The sequence below is a fragment of the Acidimicrobiales bacterium genome, from assembly GCA_033344915.1.
GTDB lineage: Bacteria > Actinomycetota > Acidimicrobiia > Acidimicrobiales > Aldehydirespiratoraceae > JAJRXC01.
Map to the genome: position 1 here is coordinate 3,673,237 of JAWPML010000001.1, position 15,562 is coordinate 3,688,798.

Annotated in this window: 15 protein-coding genes and 1 tRNA gene; 9 read left to right on the top strand and 7 right to left on the bottom strand. The window is 69.1% G+C overall.

Translation table 11 applies throughout. From position 1 onward, the window contains the following. Positions 1–4: 4 nt before the first annotated feature. The 5 genes from R8F63_17745 to R8F63_17765 are packed head-to-tail and all read left to right on the top strand — an operon-like array spanning position 5 to position 5,390. Positions 5–1,120, top strand: a complete 1,116-nt coding sequence (locus tag R8F63_17745; protein MDW3220456.1) for a sulfotransferase — start codon at positions 5–7, stop codon at positions 1,118–1,120. Further along, positions 1,113–2,207, top strand: a complete 1,095-nt coding sequence (locus R8F63_17750) for a sulfotransferase (protein ID MDW3220457.1) — start codon at positions 1,113–1,115, stop codon at positions 2,205–2,207. Before R8F63_17745 ends, R8F63_17750 begins: the two co-directional genes overlap by 8 nt. Further along, complete coding sequence (locus R8F63_17755; protein MDW3220458.1) at positions 2,204–2,947, top strand: sulfotransferase domain-containing protein; 744 nt, start codon at positions 2,204–2,206, stop codon at positions 2,945–2,947. Before R8F63_17750 ends, R8F63_17755 begins: the two co-directional genes overlap by 4 nt. Next, entirely contained in the window at positions 2,947–4,734 is a 1,788-nt protein-coding gene (locus R8F63_17760) for a glycosyltransferase family 2 protein (protein ID MDW3220459.1), read from the top strand. Before R8F63_17755 ends, R8F63_17760 begins: the two co-directional genes overlap by 1 nt. After that, a complete protein-coding gene (locus R8F63_17765; GenBank protein MDW3220460.1) occupies positions 4,731–5,390 on the top strand; it encodes a sulfotransferase family 2 domain-containing protein in 660 nt (219 codons plus the stop codon). Before R8F63_17760 ends, R8F63_17765 begins: the two co-directional genes overlap by 4 nt. Here R8F63_17765 and R8F63_17770 read toward each other — a convergent pair. Together R8F63_17770 and R8F63_17775 are read right to left on the bottom strand one after the other, a co-directional pair. Next, positions 5,366–5,968 (bottom strand): TetR/AcrR family transcriptional regulator, encoded by a 603-nt coding sequence (locus R8F63_17770; protein MDW3220461.1) that lies wholly within the window; start codon positions 5,966–5,968, stop codon positions 5,366–5,368. The genes R8F63_17765 and R8F63_17770 overlap by 25 nt on opposite strands. Positions 5,969–5,975: 7 nt before the next feature. Further along, complete coding sequence (locus R8F63_17775) at positions 5,976–6,686, bottom strand: crotonase/enoyl-CoA hydratase family protein (GenBank protein MDW3220462.1); 711 nt, start codon at positions 6,684–6,686, stop codon at positions 5,976–5,978. Positions 6,687–6,795: 109 nt separating this feature from the next. On the opposite strand from R8F63_17775, the gene R8F63_17780 reads away from it, so the two are divergent. Continuing rightward, positions 6,796–7,206 carry a hypothetical protein gene (locus tag R8F63_17780; protein MDW3220463.1) on the top strand — a complete coding sequence of 137 codons (411 nt, stop codon included), beginning with the start codon at positions 6,796–6,798 and terminating at the stop codon, positions 7,204–7,206. Here R8F63_17780 and R8F63_17785 read toward each other — a convergent pair. Together R8F63_17785 and R8F63_17790 are read right to left on the bottom strand one after the other, a co-directional pair. After that, complete coding sequence (locus R8F63_17785; GenBank protein MDW3220464.1) at positions 7,187–8,356, bottom strand: hypothetical protein; 1,170 nt, start codon at positions 8,354–8,356, stop codon at positions 7,187–7,189. The two genes, R8F63_17780 and R8F63_17785, sit on opposite strands and share 20 nt — an antisense overlap. Before the next feature lie 90 nt (positions 8,357–8,446). Further along, positions 8,447–8,520 (bottom strand) — tRNA-Ala (locus tag R8F63_17790). Between the two features lie 181 nt (positions 8,521–8,701). Between R8F63_17790 and R8F63_17795 the strand changes: the two genes are divergently transcribed. The 3 genes from R8F63_17795 (at position 8,702) to R8F63_17805 (ending at position 12,033) form a co-directional block, all read left to right on the top strand. Beyond that, entirely contained in the window at positions 8,702–9,100 is a 399-nt protein-coding gene (locus tag R8F63_17795) for a septum formation family protein (protein MDW3220465.1), read from the top strand. Between the two features lie 100 nt (positions 9,101–9,200). Continuing rightward, entirely contained in the window at positions 9,201–10,553 is a 1,353-nt protein-coding gene (locus R8F63_17800) for an acyl-CoA dehydrogenase family protein (GenBank protein MDW3220466.1), read from the top strand. Positions 10,554–10,626: 73 nt separating this feature from the next. After that, entirely contained in the window at positions 10,627–12,033 is a 1,407-nt protein-coding gene (locus R8F63_17805; GenBank protein ID MDW3220467.1) for an OmpA family protein, read from the top strand. Positions 12,034–12,068: 35 nt separating this feature from the next. Here the strand turns inward: R8F63_17805 and R8F63_17810 are convergent, their stop codons facing one another. From R8F63_17810 to R8F63_17820, 3 genes are all read right to left on the bottom strand, one after another. Beyond that, a complete protein-coding gene (locus R8F63_17810; GenBank protein ID MDW3220468.1) occupies positions 12,069–12,881 on the bottom strand; it encodes a phytanoyl-CoA dioxygenase family protein in 813 nt (270 codons plus the stop codon). A 117-nt stretch (positions 12,882–12,998) separates the two neighbouring features. After that, positions 12,999–14,414: an ABC transporter substrate-binding protein gene (locus R8F63_17815; GenBank protein MDW3220469.1), complete on the bottom strand. Its 1,416-nt coding sequence runs from the start codon at positions 14,412–14,414 to the stop codon at positions 12,999–13,001. Between the two features lie 46 nt (positions 14,415–14,460). Beyond that, positions 14,461–15,498, bottom strand: coding sequence for a hypothetical protein (locus R8F63_17820; protein ID MDW3220470.1), 1,038 nt, complete (start codon positions 15,496–15,498; stop codon positions 14,461–14,463). Positions 15,499–15,562 lie beyond the last annotated feature (64 nt).

A 15,562-nucleotide genomic window follows, 5' to 3' on the forward strand; every position in this document is an offset into this window, starting at 1 on the left:
CCCCGTGACCTCGGACGCGGTGGGTGATGTCGATTTCCTGCTCGCGCGGTTCGAGGAGAACCGGGCTCTTCGGCGCCGGGCGGCCGTCATCGAGGACCTCCGCGAGATCGTGACCCGTGCGCCCGACCGGCTCACCGATCGCCTCGTGCTCGCCCGCTACACCGAGCAGCGGGGCGTGCCCGACGAGTCGGGTCGGGTCTTCGACGCCTGTCTCGACGAGCTGTCGCGCGATGGCCTGCTCGCCGGGCCGCTGATGAGCGCCTTCCTCCGCAACGCCCACTTCGGCGCCGACCCGGCCGTCACGGTCACCCGCATGGAGCGGTTGGCCGAGGTGTTGGACCTCCTCGCCGACCGACCCGGCCAGAACCCACGGATCATCGCGATTTCCCGGTGCCGCGTCCTGCTGGCCCTCCGCCGCCGTGACCCGTTCGTCGCCGCCGTCGAGGTCGCGCACGAGCTTGCGCCGTCCAACCGCATGGTGGTCGAGCTCGCGGACCTGGCCGCCCGTTGGAGCGCCCCGACCTTTCCGGACCGGGAGGCCGGCAAGGTGTTCGTGATCGGCCTCAGCCGTACGGGCACGTCCTCGATGCACCAGGCGCTCGAAGCCTGTGGCCTTCGCAGCGTGCACTGGGTCAACCGCCTGACCGGGGCGCTGCCCGACACGTTCGACCACCATCTGTACGACGCGTTCAGCGACATCAACATCAGTGCGAGCTTCGAGTCGCTCCACGCCCGCTTCCCGTCGGCCCGCTTCATTCTGACGCAGCGCCCGCGGGAGTCGTGGGCGCGCTCGGTTGCGGCGCACTACGGGAACTACGCCGGGATCACCGAGCCCCGGGAACTGCTGGCGCCGGCCCACGAGCGGCGCTTCGGTGGTCGCTACGGGGAGATCCATGCGTCGCTGTACGCGAACCATCCGACGTGGGAGGCGGCGTACGACGCTTTCCACGAGCGGGTCGACGCGTTCTTCGCGGACAAGCCCGGATCGCTGTTGCGGATCTCGGTGACGGAGGGCGAGGGGTGGGAATCGATCGGCCCCTTCCTCGACCTCGCCACGCCGGACGTGCCGTTCCCCCATGCCAATGCCGCTCCGGTCGAGCCGGAGCCCGCTCGTGCCTAGCGAACCGGATCTCGACGACCCGACCTCACGGGTCCGGAACCTGCGGGTGGCCGGGTCGGAGGCGCTCCGCCGGGGTGACGTGACGGACGCTCGCGCCCTGTTCGAGGAGGCGCTCGCGACCAAACCGGGTCACGCGGCTGGCCTCGCCGGCCTCGCTCGCTGTGCCCAACGCGATTCGGAGTGGGACACGGCCGCCGACCTGTGGGGCGCCGCTCGTGCCGCGGCGCCGGGCGCCCGCCATCCGAACTGGCATCGGCGTCACATCACGACCCTGCTCCTGGCGGGTCGCGGCGACGAGGCCCGTCGCGAGATCGAGGCGTTCTGGGGCGCCACCGATCTGCGTCGCGCGTATCGGGCCGCGACCCGCAACGTCGCCGACGGCACCCACGAGCGCCTGCGGTTCGACCATGTTCTCATCGTCACCTACGGGCGGAGCGGGTCGACGCTGCTCCAGGGGATGCTCAACACGATCAACGGCCTGCTGATCCGGGGCGAGAACGGCAACGTGTTCCACGACTTCTTCCGGGCGGCGCGGGGGCTCGAGGAGAATCGCCATCGTTCGGGAAGCTCGTTCGCGCCCTACTCGGCGTGGTTCGGGATGGCGGAGATGAGCACGCTGCGCCTGGCCGACGAGCTGCGTCCCACGGCCCGGCGGATGCTGCTCGGCAACGACTTGGACGATCCGGCGGTGCGGGCGATCGGGTTCAAGGAGATCCGCTACCTGGACGTCCAGGACGACCTCGTCGACTATCTCGCGTTCCTCGAGGATCTCTTCCCGAACACGGCCTTCGTGTTCAACACCCGGGATCCGGCCGAGACCGTCGCGAGCGGCTGGTGGGTCGACGAGGATCCCGCCGTCGTATCCGCGCGGATCCACGACCTGCACGACCGGTTCACGGCGTTCGCGGCGGCGCGGTCGAACTGCTTCTCCATCGACTACCACGACGTCGTGGGCACCACCTCGAGACTGCAGGAGCTGTTCGCCTTCCTCGGCGCCGAGTTCGACCAGGCCCGAGCGGACGCCGTGCTCGCCGTGTCGCACAGCTACGGTCCGGACGACCCGGACGACTCCGAGCCCGCGTCATGAAGAGTCGGATCGACTTCCTCGTCGCGGGCAACCAGAAGTGTGGGACGAACACGTTGCACGACCTCCTCGCCCAGCACCCGACCGTGCGCATGTCGTCCCCGAAGGAGATGCACTACTTCGACCGTGCGTCGTTCGCCGACTGCGAGGACGCGCACCGCGACTACCACCGACGGGGGTGGGCTGTCGGTGAGGAGGGCCTCGACGAACAGCTTCTCTACGGGGAGTCCACGCCGAAGTACGTCCTCTTCCGGCCGTCGGGGGAGCCTCGCTACCTCCCGAGGATCCGCGCCTACAACCCCGCCATCAAGCTCGTCGTGCTGTTCCGCGATCCGGTCGAACGGGCCTACTCGCAGTGGAACATGCTGCGCGATCGGGGCCGCGCGGTGCCGCCCTTCGAGGACATCGTCGACGCCGCGCTCGATGCCTCCGCCGAGCGCTCGCCCTGGGCGGACGTGATCGACCGGGGTTGCTACGGGCGGGTCGTCTTCAACCTGCTGTCGCTCTTCGCGCCGGAGCGCTGCTGCTTCGTCAAGGTCGACGACCTCAACCATCAGGTCGACGTCGTCGAACGGTTCCTCGGGATCGAGCCGTTCGACTACGAGCCCCGCTACAGCTACGCGCTCGAGTACGAGTCGCCCCTCGCGCCGGCGGTGGGGGAACGACTGCGGGGCCACTATCGCGCCGAGATGCACATCTTCAGTCGACTGACCGGCCTCGACGTGGACGACTGGGTGAACTGATGACCTCTGATGTGGTGGGCGTGGAGACCGGAGCGCTGATCGACGAGATCGGGGCCATGGAGGCACGCGGCGACAGTGCCGCCGCCCTCGACCTGGCACTGACGGCGCTCGAAGGATCGCCGCAGGATCCCGAGCTGATCGCGGTCACCTGCGGTCTGCTCGACTCGTGGGAGCGATTCGACGAATCGCTGGCCATCGTCGACGGGGCCACGGGTCTCGACCCGCGGCAGGCCGCGGTGCTGCGGGCCGCGACCTACGGCGCGATGAACAGCCTCGGCGAAGCGCTCGCCCTGTCTCGCGAGATCCACCGGGCCGATCCGACCGATCGTCGGGCGCGGTTCGACTACGTCCGCATGCTCATCCGCACGGGCGAGTTCGACGAAGCCGACCGCGAGATCGCCGAGTTCGCGGCGATCCATCCGCGGGGCAATCACTGGAAGCTTCGCATCCACTGCCTCAACGCCCAGCAGCGCCGCTTCGAGGGGCTGGAGGTCGCGGAGGAGGCGTGGTCGACCCGGCCCGGCAAGGTCGACTGCCTGCGCACGGTGCTGCGTCAGCTCCACAAGTGCATCCAGAAGGACCGCAGCGTCGCCGCCCGGCACCGCGCCAAGGAGCTGCTCGACGGGCTCGGGGCGGAACCGGTGGCGGACACCAACTCGTTGCGGCTGTTCATCCGCCTCGCCGTCAGCCTCGGACGCGATGAGCAGGCGAAGCAGCTGCTCGCGTCGGACACCGCCCGCTCGCGGCCCGGCTACTTCCGCCGCGAACGGGCCTGGGTTGCGGCCGAGGCCGGGCAGGTCGACGAGGCGCGACGGATCTGGGACGAGATCCGCACGACGGAGCCGGTGCCGACGATCCGCCCGTGCCGCCCGGACGAACTCGATCGGCTCGACCGCCATCCCATCCCGGAGCCCGCGGGTGAGATCCGGCTCTTCACCGTGATTCGCAACGAGCGCTGGCGGCTGCCGTGGTTCCTCGATCACTACCGGGCGCTCGGCGTCGACCGGTTCTTCTTCGTCGACAACGACTCGACCGACGGCTCCCGGGAGTGGCTCCTGACGCAGCCGGACGTCCACGTCTTCCACACGACGACGCCCTACGCGATCGGCCGTTCCGGCATGGTCTGGGTGAACCATCTGGTGGGCGCGTTCGCGACCGACGGATGGTTCATGTACGTCGATGTCGACGAGGCGCTGGTGTTCGACGGTGTGGAGACGCGGGGGTTGCGCGACCTCACCGCGTACATGGAGCGTGAGGGCCACGACATGGCGACCGGGCAGATGATCGACATGTTCTCGGTCGAGGAGAACGGCATCCCGGCGGGTGGTTTCGAGCACGACTTCATCGCCCGCTATCCCCACTTCGATCTTTCCTACGAACGCACGCCGACCGTGCAGTGCCCCTACTTCTTCACGTCCGGCGGCATCCGCCGGCTCGTCGGGACCGGGGAGAACCAGACCAAGACACCGCTCATCCGTGGCGGGCGCAACATCCAGTTCCTGTCGAGCAGCCACATCGTGACGCCGGGTGTGGTCTCCGATGCCGAGGTCGCGCTGTTGCACTTCAAGCTCGCTGGTGACTATCGCGCCCAGTTCCGCGACGACGGCGAGGCCAACGACCGAGTGGGCGAGTGTCGGCTCCGCTATCAGGCCTACGCGGACTTCTTCGAGTCGTGGGCCGGTGGAGCGGACGCGGTCGCGTCGTCGTCGACCACCGTTCGCTACGCGTCGAGCCGCTCGCTGGTGGATGTCGGCCTGCTGGCGCCGTTGCCCGACGGGTCCACATGACGACGCGGGGCCGGTTTCCGGGCCGCAACGCATCGTTCTCGACCGAGCGCGGCTTCGTCTGGCACCGGGTGGCGAAGACCGGCACCCGCAGTCTGCACGCCCTGCTCGAGGCGGAGGTCGCCGACTACGAGTACCTCATTCGCAAGCAGCCACCGCCTCCGGCGTTCGACGAACTCCTGGCGACGACGTGCTTCCGTTTCACCTTCGTGCGCAATCCGTGGGATCGGCTGGTCTCGGGGTGGCGGAACAAGTTCGTCACCGGTCGAAAGGCCGAGAGCTTCCTGGCCCAGCTCAGCGACACGGCGACTGCCGACGAACTCGCAGTGTGTCGGGAGGACTTCGGGGCGTTCCTCCGCCTGCTGCCCGATTCGCGACTCTTCGAGCGCAACGTGCACTTCCAGCCGCAGGCCACGATCCTGCGCGACGTCGAGCTCGACTTCGTGGGGCGCTTCGAGCGCTACGCCGATGATGTCGGGCACGTGCTGTCGACCATCGGGATCGAGCACACGAGCGAGTCCATCCCGCATCGGAATCGCACGTCGCGGGATCAGCCGCACTACAGCTCGTACTACGACGACGCGGCCCGTGACCGGGTCGGTGAGCTGTACTGCGCCGATGTCGCCCGGTGGGGCTACTCGTTCGAGTCGACGCCGTAGCCCCGCAGCAGGCTCTCGGCCGCGCCGCGCCACCGTCGGTCGCAGTCCTCGCCGGTAGTGCCGAGGAAGCCGGCGGTCTCCTGGGTGGCGAGGCCGACGACGAGGCCGAGCACGGCGTGGGCGATGTCGACCGGGTCGCCCCGGAGCCGGCCCGCCTGCACCGCCGACTCCGCCCGATCCACGAAGGCCGAGCGGGTCGCGTCGCCGAGCGAACGCTCCTCGGGGGTCGGCGCGTAGATGTCGAACGGCTTCGTGTACATGACCTCGAAGAGCCGGGGGTGCTCGCGCGTGAAGTCACGGAACGCATCCACGACGGCAAGCAGGTCGGCGGGCGTCCCCTGCGGTGGGGGGAGCTCGTCGAACCGGTCACGCAGCCGGCGGAAGCCATCGAAGAACACGGCGCGCACGAGGCCGGACTTGTCGCCGAACAGTTCGTAGATCGCGGGAGCCGAGGTGCCGGCCGCGCTGGCGACGGCGCGGGTGGTCACCCCGGCCGGGCCGTCGACGGCCAGCAGGTCGAGGGCGACGTCGAGGATCTTGTCCCGCAGCTCGGGGGTCCGTTGTCGGGGTCGGCCCACGGGCGGATCAGCCGGCGGCGGCGAGCAGGAGATCCTGTTCGGCCTGGTCCTGGGCGATGGCCGCCTCGATCACCTCGAGGAGGGGTTCGCGGACGCGCTGCTTCGTCGCCTTCTGCGCGTCGACGTCGAGCGCGAGCAGGCCGGTGGCGACCTCGTGGACGCGTGCCTCGAACGCGTCGGCCGGCACGATCTCGTCGAGGATGCCGGCGGCGACCGCGGCCGGGGGATCGAACGTCTCGGAGAGCATGGCGGCCCGCGGGAACGCGGCCGGCGTCAGTCGTTGGCGCAGCATCTCGGTCGCCGTGCGGGGGAGGGTCAGCCCGATCGCGACCTCGTTCGCGGCGAGCTTGGCGGGCCGGTCGATGCCGATGCGGTGGTCACCGGCCAGGACGAGGAAAAGGCCCATCGCCATCGCGTGGCCGGTACAGGCGACCACGACGGGGCGGGGGTGCCCGAGGATGCGGGCGGCGAGGCGGAAGCCGCCGAGGACCATGTCGATGCTCGCCTGGCCGCCGCCGGTCAGCACGCCCATGTCGAACCCGCCGGAGAACACGCCGTCGCGCCCGCGGATCACGACGGGCGCGTCGTCTTCCAACGCCCGATCGAGCGCCTCGTCGATGTCGGACTGCATCGCCGGCGACAGGGCATTGGCCTTGCCGTCGTCGAGATCGATCCAGCCGATCCCGTCGCGAAGGGCGTAGCGAACTCGCTCGGTCATGATGGTCCTCCCTGGCTCTGCCTCGACGTTAGCGGGTTTCGTATCAATGATACAAAACCGACCCATCGGGAACCCACCCTCGCCCGGGGCGGAGCGGCCACACTGGGGCATGTCCTTCGGTCAGAGTGCGGGCCCACCGGCCACCGGTCGGCAGGTCGACGAGCTGCGCGAGCTCCTGCGCAACGCCGGCCACGCCGACTTCCGAGATGCCCGCGGGCCGATGGGGTTCAACCAGCGCCAGGCCGGTGGCCGCTTCACCGCCGACGAGGCTGCGGAGCTGATCGATCAGCTGCTGGCGGCCGAACACGAAGCGGCGCAGTCGGCCGAGTCGGCGCCGGAGCCGAAGCCGAAAAACAAGGCGAAGTCGGCGAAGGCCGCCGCGAAGGTCGACGAGAAGGAGGAGTCGTCCTCGACGGCGGACCTCACCGAGCACGAGATCGCGATTCGGACCGCCCCGACCAAGGCACTCGTGCTGGAAGTCCGCCGGCGAGGCTGGACCGTCACCCGCACGTCACTGTGAAGGTCGCCTCGATCGGGTCCAGCGGGAAGTTGGCCGAGTTGAAGGCCCGGTCCTCGTTGATGAACGAGACGCTTCCCGACGCCGAGATCCCGTCGATGCTGAAGTCGAGCACCGCGCTGGTGCCCTCCTCGACCGCGGCCCACTGGCCCTCGGCGTCGGCCACGAGATCGAGATCGAGGTCTTGGAGGTTCATCGTCACCGTCGACACCCGGTTGTCGTCCGTCACGAGGTCGATGGTCACCGAGTTCGTGAAGCCCGGCGAATAGAGGACGGCGTGGAAGCCGCCGAAGAACTCGGGATCGCAGGTGCCGATCTCCTCGGCGAAGAACTCGTAGGAGTCGGTACCGATCGTGACGACGGCGACCGCCCCCTCGCCGGCCTCGTCGATCCCGACCTCGGCGAACGCGCCCGATGTCGGTGCGGGCTCGGCGCCGTGTTGGCGGGTGTCGTCGCCCACGGTGAGCGTGCCCCGGGCGGCGCGGCGCACACATTCGTCGTCGCCGTCGTAGGTGATCGACGCCTCGAAGTTTGTCGGCGAGTCGAAGTGCAGTTCCATCTCGATGAACGAGACACCTCCGGTGTAGGACGCGCTGGTCTCGGAGACCGCCGTTCGTTCGAAAGCGATCGCCGCGCCGTCGGGCCCCTTGAGCTCGAGCGCGGCTCCCGATGCCCAGACGTCGATCGTGCCGGTGTCCTCGGCGGTGTCGGGATCCGGGTCGTCCGGCCCGCAGTTCGGCACGAACATGCCGTTCTCGATCGCCCACGTGCCCGCGGCCGGGATCAACGCCGAGGGATTGGTCGCATCGACGAAGGAACCGGCGCCGCTCGCGTCGGCTTCCGGCCCGGTGTTTCCACCCGTGCCGCCGTCACCGTCGTCGGTCTGGTCGATCACCGGGTCCGAGTTCGAGCTGCTGGCCTCGTCGTTTCTGACGGCGTTGAGGAACAGCAGGACGACGGCCATCAGCACGAGGCCGACGGCGATGGCCGCCACCGCGGCGAACAGACAGCCGACCGCGGAAGGAGGCTCGGTCTCGTCCCCGTCCCACGCCGGCTGCGGGGCTCCGCTCTTCTCCAACCCCTTGAGCGAGCTGAGACCGCTGTTGACGAGGCGGCCGATGCGACCGCCCCAGGTTTCCAGAAGCCCCGCCACGTCTGATCCCCTCCGACCGATCCCGCGTCGGTCCTCCGGCCGCCGACACTAGTCACGCCGCCCACGACGGGTCTCTGGCGCCTGTTGCTGTGGAGCTGATGGGAATCGAACCCACGACCCCCTGCTTGCAAAGCAGGTGCTCTAGCCAACTGAGCTACAGCCCCGGAGACACCGATCGTACCGGTCACGCAGCGTCACCCCGCGCCGGTATCCGTCAAGTCTCGGGTCGTTTGGCCGAACCTTGTTCGGAAGAGGGTGCGTCCGCAGTGGTGCGGCGTCGGCGGAAGAGTCAGCCCTCGAAACACAAGGAATCCCAAGACAATGAAGTTCCTCCGGATCGTTCTCATGACCACCCTGGTGGCACTGTTCGCGGTGTCGTGCAGCGATGGCAACGTCTTCGAGCTGTCGGTCGGCGACTGCTTCCAGGAGATCGGCGCAACCGAGATCACCGACGTCGAGATGGTCGACTGCGGCGACCCGCACAACCACGAGGTCATCTCCGTGTGGAACGTGACCGACGCGTCGCTCCCGGCCGATTCCGCGTTCGAGGAGGGGTGTTACGACCGCTTCGAAGCGGCGATCGGCACGCCCTACGCCGAGTCGGCGATCTTCGTGACGCCGATCTATCCCTCGCCCCAGTCCTGGGACCAGGGCGACCGCGAGGTCATCTGCTACTCGTACGAGTTCGAGGAGAGTGGCGCGTTGGCGATGGTCACGGGCTCCGTCCTGAACTCGGGTCGCTGATCGAGTTGAAGCGGGGGTCAGACCCCCGCTTCGACTGATCCCCCGGCGTCGGTTGGGGCCCGCTGGGCCGGGTCGGCGAGGAAGTGGCAGTATCGCTGCCATGGACTCCCTTGAATCCCGCGCCCTCAAGACCGCCTCGATGGACGACTTCGATCTCCGTATGTCGGAGGAGAGCCGTCCCTTCTACAACCAGGTGGTCGAGTTCCTCGAGACGGTCGTCGCCCCGATGCAGGCGGAGTTCGCGAAGGCCGGCGAGGGTCGGGCCGACCGCTGGTCCTACACCGATCGCCAGCTCGAGCTGCTCGAAGGCGCCAAGGACGAGGCGAAGGCGCGCGGCCTGTGGAACTTCTTCCTCCCCGAGTCCGGCCAGGGCCTGTCCAACCTCGACTACGCCTACCTCGCGGTCGAGCTCGGCAAGTACCCGCTCGGTTCGGAGTCGCTGAACTGCTCGGCGCCCGACACCGGCAACATGGAGGTCATCGAACGGGTCGGCACGCCCGAGCAGAAGGAGCAGTGGCTCGAGCCGCTGCTGAACGGTGAGATCCGCAGCTGCTTCGGCATGACCGAGCCGGGCGTCGCGTCGTCGGACGCGAAGAACGTGCGCTGCCAGGCGATCCGCGACGGTGACGAATACGTCATCAACGGCGAGAAGTACTACATCTCCGGCGCCGGCGATCCCCGCTGCAAGATCATGATCCTGATGTGTCAGACGTCGCCGGACGGGCCGCCGCATCGCCGTCAGTCGCAGATCCTCGTCCCGATGGACACGCCCGGTCTCGAAGTGCTCGGGCCGATGCACGTCTTCGGTCAGGACGACGCCCCCCACGGCCACATGCACATCCGCATGACCGACGTGCGGGTGCCGGCGAGCAACATCCTGTGGGACGAGGGCGAGGGCTTCGCGATCTCGCAGCTGCGGCTCGGCCCGGGTCGGATCCACCACTGCATGCGGGGGATCGGCGCGGCGGAGAAGGCGCTCGACCTGATGTGCCGCCGGGGCATGACCCGCGAGGCGTTCGGCAAGCCGATCGCCCGGCTCGGCGGCAACACCGAGTTGATCGGCAAGGCCCGCGCCGAGATCGAGGCGATGCGGATGATGGTGCTGCGTGCCGCGAAGGCGATGGACACGCTGGGCAACCAGGAAGCCCGCGTGTGGATCTCCGCGGTGAAGGCGATGGTGCCCGAGCGGGTGTGCACGATCATCGACCAGGCGATCCAGATGCACGGCGCGACGGGTGTCTCCCAGTGGACGCCGCTCGCCGGCATGTACGCGAGCCAGCGGACGCTCCGTCTCGCCGACGGACCGGACGAGGTGCACTGGATGGTCGTCGGCCGGTCCGAGCTCGCGTCCTACGACGGCCTCGAGATCCCGCTCAACCCGACGTCCGCCGCCGCCCCCGAACTCACCGCCGCCTGGGACGACGACAACAGCTTCCACTTCACCGGCCCCTGACCGAGATTGGACAGGGGGTCAGACGCCTGTCCATTCTGCGCCGGTCGACGGTCACTGGCTTATAGTCCGGCCCATGTGGCGAACGATGACGGTTCTGGCTGTCGTGGCGGTCCTCGCGACCGGGTGCGGTGGTGACGACGGCGGTGGTGCAGGCGACGCGACCACGACCACCGAGTCGACCGGCTCGTCGACGACCGAGGCGCCACCGAGCGACGACACGACCACGACCGAACCGGCAACCACGACCACCGAGCCGGCCACGTCCACGACGACGACCGAGGCGCCGAACGATGATCTGCCCGATGAGATCGAGCGGGTCGACTACCTCACGTTCGCCCAGGGCGCCATCCCGTTCGGGTTCTCGATCGAGGGCCCCGGTGAAGGGCTCAAGAACAGCGTCGTCATGCAGGCGATCGACGGGAGCACGACCCCGCGTGGGTACGTGACCGGAGCCACCGACGAGACGGCGATCACCATGGTGTTCGAGCTCGCCGCGCCGACGACGTTCGACCGGTTCGCGGTGCCCGAGATCGGGGAGGTGCCGGGCCCGAGCACCACGTTCTTCCGCGAGATCGAGGTCGCGGGCGCCGACGATGCCGGTGGCCCGTTCGAGACGCTCGCGTCGGCGACGCTGGCGACCCACGAGGGCCGCGGTGAAGTGACGGAGCTCGATCTGGTCGCCGAGCGAGCCGTGCGCTACATCCAGATCCGGCTGTCGGCCGGGATCGAGATCCTGACGGAGGAGAGCGGCTTCGAGTTCAGCGAGCTGATCGCCAACGGCACGCAGGAGCCGCCGGAGTTCAGCGAGGGCTTCACCGGGATCTGGGACGCGAAGCTGCCGGACATCGACCGCTCCGTCGGGTTCATCGAACTCACCCAGTCCGGCGTCGTCGTCACCGGCTGTTTCGGCCTCGTGGATCTCACGGGCACCGTGACCGGCAACCTCGTCCGGCTCAGTGGTATCCATCGCGACTCCCTCACGCCGAGCGCCTACATCTTCGGGCTCGACGCCGACGGTCAGCTCCAGGGTGTCGCCTCGAGCAACGGCAGTCCGTTCAGCTTCATGCCGTCGTCGATCGCGCCCGAGGGGACGACGACCGACTGCTCCGACATCCCCGAACCCGAGACGCCGCCGCTGGCCTGCGGGTCGGTGATCCACGGCATCAACTTCGACGTGAACTCGGCGACCCTGCGGGCCGACTCCGACCCGGTCCTCGCCCAGCTCTACGAGGGTCTGGTGGCCGACGACGCGGCGTCCATCGTGGTCGAGGGCCACACCTCGACCGAGGGCAGCGACGCCTACAACTTCGACCTCTCCGATCGCCGGGCGCAGTCCGTGGTCGACGACCTCGTGGCCCGCGGCATCGATCCCGGCCGCATCTCGGCGATGGGCTTCGGCGAGACCGAACCGCTCATCTCACCGGACAACGACGAAGCGTCCCGATCGATCAACCGCCGGGTCGAGATCGACTGCGGTTGAGAGGTGGGACGGGACTCTGACCCCGGGGTCTCAACTCAGGCGGGCCAGAGGAGGGGGTTGGCGTCGCTGCGGGCGAGGGTGCCCGGTTCGGCGTCGCCGAGCCAGGCGTGCAGGTCGAAGCGCTGCTCCGGTGAGTTCGGTTCGGTCACCCGGGCGCCGTCGGCGAACCAGATGATCGTCATCACCGGGCGCATGCGGTCGGTCGGGTTCGGCCCCGCCGAGTGGATCGTCCACCCCTTGTGGAACGTCGCGTCGCCGGCCCGGAGCACGCCGTGGGTCGTCGTGGAGCGCTCGCCGGCGTCGATCGAGCGCTGGATCGCGTCGTCGGACGCGTCGGAGATCTCCCCGGCGCCGACGTCGCCATCGAGATGACTCCCGTCGATGAACGTCATGGACCCGACCGCGGGATCGAGATCGGCGAGCGGCATCCACATCGTCACTACGTCATCCGTGTCGAGCGGCCAGTAGTTCTGGTCCTGATGCCACGGCGTGCGGCCGCCGCCAGGCTCCTTGAACAACGCCTGGTCGTGATAGAGCCGCACGCCGTCGACGCCCATCAGCTCGGCTGCGGCCCGGGCGAACCGCGGCGAATCCACGAACCCTCTCGTCGGCTCGTGGAGCGAGCGGAGCGCCATCGCCTGGAGAAACGCCTTGCCGTAAGTGTCCCGTTCGTCGAGCGGCGTCGGCTCGGGATGCCAGCGGTCGACCCCGACCTGGATCTCGGGCAGGTATGCCGCGCATTCGTCGGCGGACGCGAGCCCGCGCACGACGCAGTGGCCGCGTGCCCGTAGCGAGGTGACGGCGTCGGATTCGAGCGCGTGGTGGCCGTCGAGAGTGGGGAGCGTCACGGCGCGCCATGGTAGACGTGGGCGATGCAAGCGGTTGATCGGGGCAAGCGCTGGCACGCCCTCGTCGACTGAGTCACGCGAAAGGTGAAGCGGGGGTCAGACCCCAGTTGAAGCGGGTCAGCCGAAGGCGCCGAGGAAGGGGTCGCCGGTGGTGACGTAGTGGCCGAGCTCGGTGTCGTAGACGTAGCGGATCAGCTCGGAGCCGGCGGAGTGCTTGTCGGGTCGGATCGAGCCGTTCGGCATCGCCGGGAGCACGATGTCGCCGAGGCTCTCACCGCCGGCGATGAAGGACTCCGGGTTCAGCTCGGGGCCGGCGGCTTCGAGGATTGCGGTCGTGAGCCGGAAGACGCGGCACCAGTTGACGATGCCGTTCACGAAGTCGTCGTTGTCCATCTCCAGCTCGTCCATGTCGCCGCCCCACGCCTCGTACTCGCCGAGACACTGCTGCACGCCTTCGTCGGCGAGGGCGACCTCGGCCCCCGGCTTGTAGGTGGTGACGGCGAAGCTGTTCTCCCGGACGTCGTCGGGTGCCGTACTCCGGCTGACGACCGTTGTGCCGTCGGCCGCCTGCCCGTTGGTGAGAGCGATCTCGATGTCCGTGCCGGCGGCGCGCCCGACCGCATCGAGCGGCCCGACGATGCCGGACAGATGGAGGATGACGTCGGCTCCGTCGGACTTGATGCGTTCGATCACGCGGTCCCACGCGTTCGCGTTCGCCACCGTGTCCTCGGTCGTGTCGCCGACCTCGATCTCGGCCACGACGTCCACGCCTGCGTCGGCCAGGATCGGTAGGACGCCGTCCGCGTAGACCTGATCCTCAGACGCTTGCCACGTCACGGCCACGGACTTGCCCTCGAAGTCACCGTCCTCGATCATCCGGGTCACGCCGCCGATGCGCTGCGGGAGCTGCGAGATCTCGGTGGCGAAGAACCGTCCCTCGGAGCGTTCCTGGCGTCCGGGGGTCTCGCCGAAGTGGCCGACGTAGGGGTGGCCGTAGGTCTCGGTGATGCACAGCGGGTTGTCACCCAGCATCTGACCCATCACCACGAACACCTCTTCGTCCTCCATCATGATCAGACAGGATTCGGCCTGTTCGGCATCGCCGATCGGCAGGAAGACGTCGTGGACGAACTGCACGTTGCGGCCGTGGATGCCGCCGTTCTCGTTGAGCGTGTCCGCCCAGGACTGGAGCAGCGGCTCGAGAGGAACGTTGCCGAAGTCGAACCCGAAGTCGAGCAGGGCCTCTGCGTCGATCGCCGCGACACCGATCGTGATCGTCTCCTCGGTGACGCCGCGGAACGAGGCCGTCAGGTCGACCGGCTCGCCGTCATCGCCGTCGTCCGTGCCGCCATCGTCATCGCCCGTATCGCCGTCATCGGTGCCGCCATCGTCACCGCCGCCGGCATCGTCGCCATCGCCATCGCCTTCGACGGTCGCGCCGTCGTCGCCACCCGACGCGTCGGATCCACCGTCGTCCCCGCACGCTGCCGCGAGCAGTGAGAGCGCCATCAACAGGGCCAGCAGCTTCTTCATTCGTCCCCCCGAGGATCGACCTGCGCGACCCTACTGCGAACGATGTTCAGGGTGCGAGGGGTCGACCGAACGGCAGCGTCTCCTGCCAGCCGGAGAGGAACGACTCGGCTTCGAGGCAGGCGGCGAGGAAGGGCCCGTCGTCGTGCGCCTTGAACGCCGCGGTCATGTCGCCGATGTCCTCGTTGATGCCGGCCAGGATCTCGGCTTCGGTGCGGTTGGCGTCGCCCCACAACGCCAGCGTGGATCCGGCCAGCGAGACGAAGTCGGCCGGCGCGGCAACGTCGTTGCGGCGCAGCACGGCCAGCGCTCGGGCGGTCAGGGGAAGGCGACCGGAGGCGACGACGGCCGAGGCTTCCCCGATCTGGGCGGCGACCTCGTGGTTGACGACGCCCATCTTCGAACCGACGAACCAGACGTCGGCCCCCGATCCGAAGATCGCCATCGGATGTCCGGGATCGCCGAGCGCGTTCACCATGTCGTCGCCGTCGGCGGCCCACGCGTCGGCGAGGGTGTGCGGATCGAAGCCGGCGTCGTTCGTCACGCTTCCCGTCGCGGTCGCGACGGCGGCGATGGTGCCGCCCCGCTCGACGACCGCCTCCGCGAGGGCGGGGCCGGTCGCGCCGAACCCTTCGATGGCCACGGCCTTGCCGGCGAGCCCGGCCGCGGCGTGGTGCGCACAGACCGCCGCGCTCAGACCGTCACAGCGGTCGATGAACGTCGGCGCATCGCCGCCGAGCCGGCCGGTGTCTCGTTCGTCCGCGGCACGGAGCGGCGCCAGGTCGGCCTCGCTCACGCCCTTGGCCGCGTCGGGGAGATACGTACCGTCGGCCACGAGGTCGGCGGCCTCCGCCACGAACGCCTCCACCGCTGCGTCCCGGTCCGGCGCCTCGGCGCTGATGCCGGCCGACGCGCCGCCCCGCTTCATGCCGAGCACCGCGTAGGTGTAGGTCTGCGAGCGGGCGAGATCCTTGGCGCCGCCCTGGAGCACCTTGCGGGCCCAGCGAACCGGACCGGATGAGGCCTCGGCTCCGTCGAGGTCGATCGCGACGAACGCCTCGGTGGTGGTGAACTTGTGGATGCGCACGGCCCGGATCGTATGGGACCGGCTCGGGTCATGGCGGATCCGGTCGGGAGGTCGTCATCTGGAC